Genomic DNA, 12954 nt, shown 5'->3' on the forward strand with positions numbered 1-12954 from the left:
AGTGATATGATAAAATCTAATTTTCAAGTTTATCAATTCTTCTGTACAGAAGAAGTCTATGATTTTTATAACAAATGAATACAATGTTTATTGCGGCAAAAACTAAATTTGATTATTCTCTAGACTGGCAACAAAAATTACGCAGATTTTTACCTTTTTTACTCAGCATCATCTTTACTTTGGTGGTGAGTAGTCAAAGTTTTAGTGCTGTTCCCAAATCAACAGAAATCCTGTGGGATACTTATGGTATTCCCCATATTTATGGTAATAACCATCAGGGTGCTTTTAAAGCTTTTGGTTGGGCGCAAATGCAAAGTCACGGTAACTTGCTTTTACGTCTCTATGGACAAGCACGAGGAAGGGCGGCTGAATATTGGGGAGAGAAGTATTTAGAATCAGATAAGTGGGTACTAACAATGGGTGTACCCAAACGTGCTAGTTCTTGGTATGAAGCACAAAGTTCTGCGTTTCGCAGTTATCTAGATGCTTTTGCAGCGGGAATTAATGCCTATGCTAAAGAACATCCTGATTTAATTGACGAACAAGTAAAAGTAGTATTACCTGTTACACCCCAGGATGTACTCAGTCACCTGCAAAGGGTACTGCTGTATACGTTTGTCGTTGATCCAGGAAGAGTGGCAGATATTAATGATACCAAGTCTGCGCCTGGTTCTAATGGATGGGCGATCGCACCAAAACGTTCTGCTGATGGTAAAGCGATGTTATTAGCGAATCCCCATACCCCTTGGGGAAATTTATTTTTATGGTACGAAGCCCAAATTACTGCACCAGGTATTGATGCTTACGGGTCAACATTGGTAGGTATTCCCGTATTAGCGATCGCCTTCAATGATAATTTAGGTTGGACTCACACCGTTAACACCCATGATGGCTGGGATGCCTACGAACTGAAATTGCAAAAAGATGGTTATCTTTTCGATGACAAAATTCTCCCTTTTCAAACAACAACATCTTTACTAAAAGTCAAACAAAAAAAAGGCTCTTTCCGAGAGCAATTATTAACAGTTAAAAACTCTATTCACGGTCCTGTAATTAGGGAAAAAAATGGTAAATCCGTAGCATTAAGAGTAGTTGGTCAAGATAGTGCAGGCATATTAGAACAGTTGTGGGATATGGCAACCGCTAAAAATCTCACCGCATTTCAGAAAGTAGTACAACGGTTGCAGATACCGATGTTTACCATCATTTATGCCGACCGGAAAGGACATATTATGCATCTATTTAACGGTCTAGTTCCCGTGCGGCAAGATGGAGATTTTAAATATTGGCAAGGCATGATTCCTGGGGATACATCCAAAACATTGTGGACTAAATTTCACCCCTATCAAGATTTACCAAAAGTAATTGATCCGCCTAGTGGTTGGTTGCAAAATGCTAATGATGCACCTTGGACAACTACTTTTCCCACCGCTATCAAAGCAGATAATTATCCAGCTTATATAGCACCACGGGGTCCAATGGATTTCCGCGCCCAGCATTCTGCCAGAATGTTAGCTGAAGATGAAAGTATTTCCTTTGAGGAAATGATTACCTACAAACATTCCACGCGAATGGAATTAGCAGACAGAATTCTTGATGATTTAATTCCGGTTGCACAACAAGGAAATGAATTAGCAAAACAAGCGGCTGAGGTTCTAAAAAAATGGGATAGACAAGCCAATGCTAATAGTAAAGGTGCAGTTTTATTTACAGCTTGGGCAGATAAATTAGACTTTGATCAAGCATTTAGTCAACCTTGGAGTGAAACCCAACCACGCACAACTCCCGATGGTTTAGCTAATCCGAAAGCGGCTGTAGAACTATTAGAAAAAGTTGCACAAGAAATCAAAACAAACTACGGTAGCTTAGATGTTAGTTGGGGAGAAGTTTTTCGCCTGAAAGTTGGTAATTTAGATTTACCAGCTAACGGTGCTGAGGGATATTTAGGAACATTTCAAGTTGTTAATTTTGCCCCAGCGGAGGGACGTTTTCAAGCTGTGGGTGGTGATTCCTTTGTCGCAGCAGTTGAGTTTTCTCAGCCAGTCCGTGCAATGGCACTTACCAGCTACGGAAATGCAACTCAACCTGGTTCATCTCATATTAGCGACCAATTGCCACTATTTGCTGAGAAAAAATTGCGTCCTGTGTGGCGAACAAAACCGGAAATTAAGGCTCATTTGGAATCAAGAAAAGTTTTTTAATTCAGTAGAAGTTTACCATTGCTAAACCCTTACATGAGTCATCTTTTTATCTAGACTTGTTTGGATAAAGCATCTTTCATCTGATGTTTTTGATTAAATAATGCCAAAAATGCCAATAATACAACTCCCATTGCAGCAATTCTCATTTTGAAAAAAATCAGAGAAAATTCTGTTATTTAAATAAAGAAGTTGTGTCGAAGCATCATTTTTTGACAGATAATTATCATCCAACGTTGGAGATAAACAGGTTTTAAGAAATTTGTCCATGAAAAATCAATTTCAACTGATAAATCGAGATGAAATTCTCAACAACTTTTTTGCCATCACTGCGTCTTCTACCTGATATTTCGTATTATTTCCAGGTTTCCTTTCATCAGGTAAGTCATGTAATGATGACCGTAAAAATTGTATTAATTCAGGAATTTATAGGGTCTCTGCCAAATGATCCATGTTTGAGTAATTTGACGCAAGTAAAGGATTTTTAACTCACCGTAAAGATGTTTTTATAGTACCAATCACAACATCATCGTTATTAGTTTGACCATGTTTGGTTAACCAAAACAGGTTTCTGTTGAGGCATCAACTGTTTGCCAAACTTAGCGTAAAGAGCCGGAATAACCAATAAAGTCAAAGCTGTAGAAGTAAACAAACCACCCAAAACTACAATTGCCAAGGGTTGCAGAATTTCATTTCCAGCCCCACTAGCGATCGCCAAAGGCAACATCCCCAATGCGGAAGTGAGTGCAGTCATCAGAATGGCGTTCACTCGTTCTAGAGAACCGTTGACAATCACATCTTTAAGAGGCATTCCCTGAGCAAACTTATTATTATAGTTGTCTACCAACAACAAGCCATTGCGGACAGCAACGCCAAATAGGGTAATAAAACCAATCAAAGAAGCGATCGACATCACACCACCACTCAAGGCAATGGAAACAATGCCACCCACCAAAGCCAAAGGCAGATTGAGCATGATAGCGATTGTCGCGGAAAGCGATTTAACAGAGAAAAACATCAACACCGCAATGGCGATCGCTGCCAAGATACTAAATACCAGTAGATTATTAGTAGCACGTTGCTCCGATTCAAACTGTCCACCGTACTGGATAAAGTAGCCATTAGGGAGTTTGATTTTCTGTTGAATTTGGGATTGAATATCGCCGACGACACTGCCCAAATCACGCTCGGCCACATTTGCCGAAACAACAATCAGCCGTGAGACATCTTCCCGATTGACAACATTTGCTCCCATACCGTACTCTACTTTCGCAACCGCACCCAGTTGGATAATTTGCCCAATAGGGGTAGTGATGGGAATAGCACGAATGGCATCTAAACTATTGCGGGCTTTATCCGTCAAAGAGATAGAAATATCAATAAGCTGCTGATTTTCTGCCACTTGGGACACCACACTACCATTTAAAGCAGTTTCGACAACGTTTGATAACTGCTCCATACTCAATCCATAGGTAGCCGCAGCCGTGCGATCGTAATGGATTTGTACTTGACGAATGGGTAGTTGGGGTTCAAGCTGCAAATCTACAACCCCTGCAATGGGACCAATCACATCTCGTACTTGTTCGCCAATCTTTCGCAGTTCGATTAAATCCGGTCCAAAGATTTTCACAGCGATCGCACTTCTGACCCCCGATAGCACTTCATCCATACGGTGAGAAATAAATCCACCAATGTTAGATGCCACACCAGGCAGTTTATTGAACTCTTGCCGCAATTGTTTAATACTGGCTTCGCGGTCTTCGAGGGCGCGATCGCTCAATTCTACGTCCACATGAGCCATACTCACTCCCGCCCCATCTGCATCTCCTGGAGTGCGTCCTGCCCGTATCTGCACCCACTCATACAAAGGATTATCTTTAAGCGCACTAGACAGTGCTATCCCTGCCCGATTGGTCATATCGAGGGAAACCCCTGGAAATAAAACCATTGAATTGACCAATGATTTCTCCTGAAATTCCGGCAGAAACACCCGTCCCAGGGAGGGAACGATGGCACTTGCAGCAACCAAAGCTGCAAGTGCTACACCTAGAATAATTTGGGGCGATCGCAGCGACAGATTTAACAATGGACGATATAACCGTTCTGCCCAACGTGAGATAAATGTATCTTCTTGGGGTAGGGTTTGGTTTGCCAGCAGAATGGCACACAAAGCAGGTGAAAGGGTCATAGCCACCAAAGTAGACGCACAGATAGAAAGCAAATATGCAAAACCCATTGGTGCAAAAATATTACCCTCAACACCCGTCAAACTAAAAATTGGTGCAAACACGACTACGATGATCACCGTGGAAAAAATTACGGCTAACCGCACTTCCACTGATGTGTCATACACCACCTCAAAAGGATGCTTGGGGTTGCCCTGTGCCTGATTGGTTCGGAGTCCGCGATAGCAGTTCTCCATGTCCACGATTGAGTCATCCACAACTGAACCAATGGCTACAACTAAACCGCCCAAAGTCATAGTGTTAATGCCCAAGCCAAAAGCTTTCATGAACATTAAGCCAATTAACAGTGAAAGAGGAATTGCACTCAGAGTAATTACGGCGGTGCGCCAATTCATCAAAAATAACAGCATAATCACCGACACGATGATGATGCCTTCAATTAGAGAACGGCCGACATTACCAATGGCAGTATCAATAAAGTTAGACTGCCGAAACGTCCGCGCCATCTGCACATCAGCGGGAAAGGTTGATTGCAACGATTGCAGTAAAGCTTCTACTGCTTTTGTCACCGTGGGAGTGTCAACATCAGGCTGTTTGTTAATCATCATCACTACAGCCGGTTGCCCATTAAAACTAGCATCTCCCCGCTTCAGTGCTGCACCCGTTTTTACTTCCGCCACATCTTTGAGCAAAATTGGTTTCCCATCTTGCACCTTGACCACAGATTGCTGTAAGTCTGCAACTGATTTTACCTGCCCAATACCGCGTACCAAAAGTTCTTGACCACCACCAATTAAGAATCCACCAGGAGCGTTAGAACTTGCGCCCTTAGCAGCATTGGTAACTTCAGTCAGGGAAACATTGAGCGATCGCAATTTGGCTGGATCAACTAACACCTGTTCCTGTCGTTCATCCCCACCGTAGATCGTAACTTGAGTGACTCCTGGCACGGACAAAATTTGGTTGCTCAGGGTAGTATCCACTAGACGACGCAAATCCATCAGCGAGGTTTTCCCCTGCCCATTCACCGTAAAGGCATACTGTAAAATCGTACCCAAGGGCGATGCCAACGGTGAAATTTCCGGTGGATGCACCCCTTCAGGTAACTGATTTGTCACCTGCTGGAGTCGTTCTGTCACTGATTGCCGAGCTTTATAAATGTCCGCTTCCTGGTCAAACACCACCTGCACCATAGACAGCCCAACTTTAGAGGAAGAACGCACCGTAGTCACCCCCGGCAAACCATTTACCGCACTTTCAATCGGCACGGTAATTTGTGATTCTACTTCCTCTGGAGCTAGTCCTGACACTTCGGTTTGAATATCCACTTGGGGGGGTGCAAATTCGGGAAAAACGTCCAGTGGCATCTGAGTGACAGTGAATACTCCCCACACCGTCACTAAAATCGCACAGATAACTATGAACCAACGCTGGGTAATTGAGTTTTTGAGAATCTGATTCAGAATGGAATTAAACATTTCAATTAAAAATCTCCTTTCTTATAGGACTTACAGCAGTTTTCATGTATTTAGACCACACACTGATATCTGTATTTCTTTCTTTGCGCCTTTGCGCCTTTGCGTGAGATATAAAAATGTGGTTCATTTTTTTATGATTTTGCGTAAGTCCTGTTTTATTCAGATAAATCGCTTTTCTTTTTACCCATACCTACGACAACAGCGATCGCTCCACCCACAAGCACCACTCCACCACCGACTCCTGCTAAAATACCCATTGGCAATCCGCCTGATTGCTGAGTTGTTTCACCAGCCTGTGAGACGAGATTACCGCTTGTATCATGGCTATGAGGTATTCCTTTAGCATCTGCCTGAGCATGGGCTGTATCAGTTTTAGGAGTGGGACTCGCTGCTGGACTGGGTGCTGTATCGGCGGTTTTAGTTTTACGCGATTCAGCATAGAGCGACAAACTACCTTGGGTAACAAGTTTTTCGCCAACGGACAATCCTTTGGTAACAGTGATTAGTTCGCCTTTTGTCGCGCCGGTGGTGACTTCCACTGGCTCATAAAAATTCTCATACTGCACAAAGACTAGTTGCTTACCATCAGTATCAACCAATGCCGTCACCGGAATCATCACCGCAGATCCAGATTTGGCAGAGGAGGCGATCGGTGTTACCACAATGCCTAATAGTTGATCGGTTTGGGGGTTGACTTTGACGCGATTAATGCCGCCTGTTGCTTGAAATTCATCACCATGCCCAACGTGAGCAAATACAACTGTGGGCGCACTGATCATTAGACTGGTTGCCAGAATGGAACTCATTAGCATAAAAGGTTTCATAATCACTCCTCACAATGAATACGGGGTTAAATAAAAGTTTTCCATAGTTTACCAAAGGACAGATGAAATCCAGGTGAAATGGCAAAAGTTTTTGTAAGATCAAGCTCGTGGTTGATTTTCCTGAAGTGATGCGAATTTTACTGGTGGAAGATGAAGCAGAATACCCATCGGCAATCCACTTGCCTGCTGTGTGGTGTTATGGCTATGAGCTAGGGTGTTAACTTTGTACTATTTTAGGTGTTCAAAATTCATGTAAAATATATGCCAGTATTTCTAATCACCAGTATTTCTAATCAAGGGGGCTACGCACAGCCTTACCACCCAGCAATTCTCATTTTGAAAACAATAGAGTATTAACCCCGATTTTGGAGTTCAAAATATAGTACAAAGTAACTAGTTTTTCAGCCATTGCCTCTGGCTGAAAAAACAGATGGAGCAAAAACAGGTATAAATACTCAATAAAATAGAGGGATTGCCTGACAAGGAACGGGGGAAATCCAGTTCATCGTTCGGTTTTTAGAATAGGGAATTCAAGGGAAATAAAAATGTATAATTGTTGTCAGATCATGTAAACTCGGTGAGTTAAAAATCCTTTACTTGCGTCAAATTACTCAAACATGGATCATTTGGCAGAGACCCTATAAATTCCTGAATTAATACAATTTTTACGGTCATCATTACATGACTTACCTGATGAAAGGAAACCTGGAAATAATACGAAATATCAGGTAGAAGACGCAGTGATGGCAAAAAAGTTGTTGAGAATTTCATCTCGATTTATCAGTTGAAATTGATGGGTGCAGCACTGAAGCGGGGAGATGCTAGTTTTAATGGGCAACCGGCTGTAGTGATGATGATTAACAAACAGCCTGATGTTGACACTCCCACGGTGACAAAAGCAGTAGAAGCTTTACTGCAATCGTTGCAATCAACCTTTCCCGCTGATGTGCAGATGGCGCGGACGTTTCGGCAGTTAATTGGAGCGTGTATTTTTCGGAAATAGGGCTGACATAAATGTGAAATAGATACTTCTAAATCTGGTAATTAAGTTTGCAGAAATTGAGCATGACTCCAAAGGTTAGTTCTCGATATTATATTAACAAGTGAGGGGTTGAGCAGCACGCAAAACTAAACCAACTCCAAGCGATAACTAACTCAGATCAAGATCAAGGAGATTTCTATCATGTCTAACTTATCTACCGCACAATTCCACACCGTAAAATCATTTTTTAAGTAAGAAAAGATTGTAAAATGTCTAATAATATGACAAGCAAAAACTCCAATTTATTCGTAAACTTATCAGAAAAGGAACAAGAGTCTGTATCTGGGGGCATATTATCTCTACCCTGTGGAATGTTTTATATGTTCTACGATCATACGAATGTATACACTAGCAGAATTAGTGATTTGAATATTTCCCAAGGAAGCTTGAGCGAATCTGCGACGAATGAAACTGAATATCAATTCTCTCAGATAACCTTTGTTTTAGCTTCATTTTTTGGTTGTGGTAGCGGTCAGCTTAATAACCAAATCCAAGGTAGTGGCTTGTTATACAGAATTTGGAGTTTTTTATAACACAAAATCAGAATTATAACCACATAATTTTGTGCATAAAATTCCGATTATTTATATTCACCAGTGTTTACCACCTAAGTAGGTGGGCGTTAAAAATTGTCGTTGGGGCAAGGGAACAGGGAACAGGAAGAGAGCTTTGGGCGATTTTACTTTTCTTCACATACCTTTAAATTTTTCTGTTAACCTACTTATTTGGAAAAAATAAAAATATATTATTTGTCTTATTTTCTATAGTTTTTTACTTAACTTATGAAACTCCAATTTGTTAAACAGCACAGTGCAGAAGACTGTGGTGCAGCTTGTTTAGCTGCAATTGCTAAATATTACGGTCATACTTTTACCCTTAACCGCATTCGTGAAGCTGTCGGAACTGGACAAACTGGAACTACATTATTAGGCTTAAGACGAGGTGCAGAAACACTTGGTTTTAAAGCTAATCCAGTCAAAACATCAGTAGAAATGCTTGACCGAATGAATGAAGCCCCCTTACCAGCAATTATTCACTGGAAAGGAAATCATTGGGTTGTTTTATACGGTAAAAAAGGCAAAAATTTTCTTATTGCAGATCCTGCAATCGGGGTTCGTCATCTTTCTAGAAAAGATTTAATTGATGGTTGGACAGATTGGTTAATTCTTTTATTAGAACCAGATCCCATCCGCTTTTTTGAACAAAAAAGTGATAAAACTGGAGGCTTTTGGCGTTTCTTCAAACGTGTTTGGGTTTATCGCGCTATTTTAGTCCAAGCTTTACCTCTCAATTTAGTCTTGGGTTTGCTATCTTTAGCTTCTCCTTTCTTACTGCAAATTCTCACCGATGATGTATTAGTTAGAGGTGACACAAAGTTACTTACTACTGTAGCAATTTCTGTAGTAGTAATGAACTTTATTTCTAATAGCCTTTCATTTGTGCAATCTAACTTAATTGCTCACTTTGCTCAACGCTTACAATTAGGATTAGTTTTAGATTTTGGGCGGCAAATTCTTCGCTTACCTTTAAGTTATTACGAAGCTCGATGCAGTGGCGAAATTGTGAGCCGCTTGCAAGATATTCAGCAAATTAATCAATTAGTTACTCAATTAGTTGTCAGTCTACCCAGCCGATTTTTTATTGCGGTGATTTCTCTAGGGTTCATGATTTTTTATAGCTGGAAACTGACAACAGTAGCTTTATTGATTTCCGTGATAATGACTTTATCTACTATTGTCTTCCAGCCAACATTACAACAAAAAACTCGTGAGCTTTTAGTTCAAGATGCTGAAAATCAAGGTGTTTTAGTTGAAACCTTTAAAGGTGCATTAACTCTGAAAACAACTACAGCAGGACCACAGTTCTGGGATGAATTAGAAAGCCGTTTTGGTCGTCTAGCTAATCTCACATATCGCACCATTCAAATTAGCATCATTAATAATACTTTTTCTGGTTTTGTTTCTGGTATTGGTGGCGTTATTTTGCTGTGGTTTGGTGGCTATTTAGTAATTGAACCTGCTGAAAATCTTAGCATTGGTAAGCTACTTGCATTTAACTCAATGAACGGTAACTTCTTGGGTTTAATTGGTACTGTTATCAGCTTTGTTGAAGAATTTACTCGTGCCAAAACCTCTGTACAACGCTTAACAGAAGTTATTGATGCTACTCCAGAAAATGAAAGAGATGGAAAAAAGCCTTTTGCTAAAATTTCCGAAAATGCTGATATTGTTTGTACCAATATTAACTTTCACTATGCAGGCAGAATTGAACTTTTAGAAGACTTTTCCTTAACAATTCCCGGTGGTCAAGTAGTTGCTTTAATTGGTAAATCTGGATGTGGTAAGAGTACCCTTGCTAAATTAATTGCTGGATTATATACTCTCCAATCTGGAAATATTCGCATTGGACTTTATAACCTCCAAGACCTTTCCTTAGAATGTCTGCGTCAACAGGTTACTTTAGTTCCTCAAGATGCTCATCTTTGGAGTCGTTCTATTGTCGAAAATTTTCGGTTAGGATCGCCTTACGTTACATTTGAGGAGATTGTCAGAGCTTGCCAAATTTCTGGTGCTGATGAATTTATCAGTAAACTTCCAGAAAAATATCAAACTATTTTAGGTGAATTTGGCGCTAATATTTCCGGTGGTCAACGTCAAAGATTAGCCATAGCTAGAGCTATGATTACAGAACCACCAATTTTGATTTTAGATGAATCTACAGGTGGACTTGACCCTGTGAGTGAGGCACAAGTTTTAGACCAATTATTGCATCATCGTCGGGGTCAAACCACAATTTTAATTACTCACCGTCCCAAGGTAATTAATCGTGCTGATTGGATAGTTTTGCTAGATCAGGGAAGGTTAAAAATACAAGGTTCTTTAGAGGAATTGAAAACTAAACCTGGGGAACATTTAGATTTTTTAATTCCCTAACTATTGATAATAATCAGGTAATTATGCTCTACACCCATAATCAAAAACTTATCTCTTCAGTGAAAAATGATGAGTTTCTTCCTCCTATTAGTCGTTGGACATCATTAACAGGAATGTTCCTCGTCGGAACTGTTGCTACTGGGATTACCCTCTCTTCATGGGTGAAATATAATGTCACAGTCAAAGCTAATGCTACTGTCCGTCCTACAGGTGAAGTTCGTGTGGTGCAACCAGAAATAGAAGGTGCTATCAAAAGTATTTTGGTTAAAGAAAATCAGGTTGTTAAAATGGGAGATGTCATTGCGAATCTGGATACAGACGAATTACTAATCAAAAAGAGCCAACTACAAGTTAATATCCAACAACGTAAATTACAAATAATCCAAATTGATGCCCAAATTCGGATTTTAGAAAGTCAGATTTTAGCAGAACAAACAGTTATAGAACGGACTATTGCTTCTGCAAAAGCCGATCTTTTACGCAACGAAAGGGAATATAAAGAAAAGCAAATTAATACTCAAAATCAATTTCTTTCAGCTAAAGAAAGTTTGCAAAAAGCCAAGACAGAGTTAGATAAGGCTGAAGCTGGTTTAGCATTTGCCGAGATAGATAGCGATCGCTATAAGCAATTGTCACAAATAGGAGCTATTGGACAGCGAGAATATGAGCAAAAACTACTGCTTGTTAAGCAGTCAAAATTAACACAGCGAGCAGAACAAAAATCTTTTGAAATAGCTAAAATCCAAGTTCAATCAGCTAAAGTTGCGGTTAATCCAACTAAAGCAATGGTGACGATAGCACAAGAACGCATCGCTCAAGAAACTGCTAAAGGCCAAGCCAGTATCTCTACTTTAAAGAAAGAAAAACAAGCATTAATTGAGAGGCGTGTTGAATTTGTAACCCAACTCAATCAATCTCAAAAAGAACTCCAACAACTAGAAAAGCAATTACAAAAAAGTATTATTATTGCCACTAGTAACGGGATCATTCTCAAGCTAAATTTACGAAACTCTGGTCAAGTAGTGCGTACTAGCGAATCTATTGCTGAAATTGTTCCTGATGATGCTTCTTTAGTGATTAAAGCTATGATTCCTACTGCTGACCTTAAAAAGGTTGCTGTAAATCAAGAAGTGCAACTCCGTTTTGATGCCTGTCCTTATCCAGATTATGGCACTCTTAAAGGTGTTGTCAAAAGCATTTCTCCAGATGTAATCACAACCCAGGGGAAAAATGCCACTGTAACAACTTCCAATAGCTACTTTGAAGCAACTATTCAACCTGAAAGACTTGAATTTGGTAATACGCATCATCAGTGTCGTATTCAATCAGGAATGGAAGTAAAAGCTGACATTATTTCCAGAGAAGAAACTGCATTGAAATTTATGCTGAGAAAGGCAAGGTTAATTACTGATTTATGAGTAATTATCAGTGTTATGTATTGTCAAATCCTATAATACAAGTAGATTATTCCCTGATCAATCCAGAGAATATGATTATTTCTGGATTAAACAACTAGTAAAAAAGGTGCAAGATGTAAATAAAGTATTACTGAATTATTCAAGGCATAACCATTTTAAAGCTTATGACATCTGAAGAAATGATTCAAAAAGCATTACAGTGGTGGTCTTATAGACAATCTATAAAACTATTTTTAGAAGCTGAAAGAATCCGAGATGGCTTATTACAAGAATCATTCATCATTCGTCGTAGTTTAGATGTATTGATGATAGATAATTTGAGTTTGTCAATCGATGGAATTCAAGAACATATCAAAAAAGTCGATAATTTTCATCATTCTTTAGTACAATTGAGCGATCGCTTGTGTCCAACACTTATTCAAGATAGCTTACCTTTATCTATAGAGTACTTATTAGAACCTTGGCTATCCTCCCATCCCCATTTATATTTTCATATTGATATGCCAGATTACTGGCGACATGAACCTACTGAATACAGCTTAATAATTTTAAGAATTTTAGAAGAATTACTGATACTAGCTTTACCCGAATCAGAACTTTTAATAGCTTTTTCTGTGTATATTAAATTAAGACAAATAGGAAATATGGGGCAATTAGTGGTAAAAATTTCCTATCCTGATATATCTACTCTTATTTTTCATTCTCAGTTACCAGAGTTAGAATATCTTTACCATAGCTTTAAATTTTTAATATCGGGTAAATGCTTGTACTATAAAAGGAATCTTCGGTCATCTTGGCATTTTTATTGGTAGGTACTTTACATGACTAATTAACTAACAGTATGCAAAATTTTATATCAGTGAAATATATGATAA

At 39.4% G+C, this 12954-nt stretch carries 8 protein-coding genes; 6 read left to right on the forward strand and 2 right to left on the reverse strand.

Annotation, left to right across the window (positions count from 1 at the left end):
* The first annotated feature begins 83 nt into the window (after positions 1-83).
* The gene (locus A9Y75_RS08960; RefSeq protein WP_071189215.1) at positions 84-2201 is read left to right on the forward strand and encodes an acylase; all 2118 of its coding nucleotides are present in this window, start codon (positions 84-86) and stop codon (positions 2199-2201) included.
* A gap of 532 nt (positions 2202-2733) precedes the next feature.
* On the opposite strand, the gene A9Y75_RS08965 is transcribed toward A9Y75_RS08960, so the two are convergent.
* Both A9Y75_RS08965 and A9Y75_RS08970 read right to left on the reverse strand, forming a co-directional pair.
* The gene (locus tag A9Y75_RS08965) at positions 2734-5862 is read right to left on the reverse strand and encodes a CusA/CzcA family heavy metal efflux RND transporter (protein ID WP_071189216.1); all 3129 of its coding nucleotides are present in this window, start codon (positions 5860-5862) and stop codon (positions 2734-2736) included.
* A 155-nt stretch (positions 5863-6017) separates the two neighbouring features.
* Positions 6018-6686, reverse strand: coding sequence for a cobalt transporter (locus tag A9Y75_RS08970; protein WP_071189217.1), 669 nt, complete (start codon positions 6684-6686; stop codon positions 6018-6020).
* A gap of 793 nt (positions 6687-7479) precedes the next feature.
* Between A9Y75_RS08970 and A9Y75_RS08975 the strand changes: the two genes are divergently transcribed.
* The 5 genes from A9Y75_RS08975 to A9Y75_RS08995 all read left to right on the forward strand — a co-directional run bounded on the left by A9Y75_RS08975 (position 7480) and on the right by A9Y75_RS08995 (position 12891).
* On the forward strand, positions 7480-7689 hold the full coding sequence (locus A9Y75_RS08975; protein WP_071189218.1) for an efflux RND transporter permease subunit: 210 nt from the start codon (positions 7480-7482) through the stop codon (positions 7687-7689).
* Between the two features lie 359 nt (positions 7690-8048).
* A complete protein-coding gene (locus A9Y75_RS08980) occupies positions 8049-8261 on the forward strand; it encodes a hypothetical protein (protein WP_143046383.1) in 213 nt (70 codons plus the stop codon).
* 249 nt (positions 8262-8510) lie between these two features.
* A complete protein-coding gene (locus A9Y75_RS08985) occupies positions 8511-10661 on the forward strand; it encodes a peptidase domain-containing ABC transporter (protein ID WP_071189220.1) in 2151 nt (716 codons plus the stop codon).
* Between the two features lie 23 nt (positions 10662-10684).
* Positions 10685-12079, forward strand: coding sequence for an HlyD family efflux transporter periplasmic adaptor subunit (locus A9Y75_RS08990; protein ID WP_071189221.1), 1395 nt, complete (start codon positions 10685-10687; stop codon positions 12077-12079).
* A 164-nt stretch (positions 12080-12243) separates the two neighbouring features.
* Positions 12244-12891 (forward strand): hypothetical protein, encoded by a 648-nt coding sequence (locus A9Y75_RS08995; protein ID WP_143046384.1) that lies wholly within the window; start codon positions 12244-12246, stop codon positions 12889-12891.
* Positions 12892-12954 lie beyond the last annotated feature (63 nt).

The sequence above is a fragment of the Trichormus sp. NMC-1 genome, assembly GCF_001858025.1.
Lineage (GTDB): Bacteria > Cyanobacteriota > Cyanobacteriia > Cyanobacteriales > Nostocaceae > Anabaena.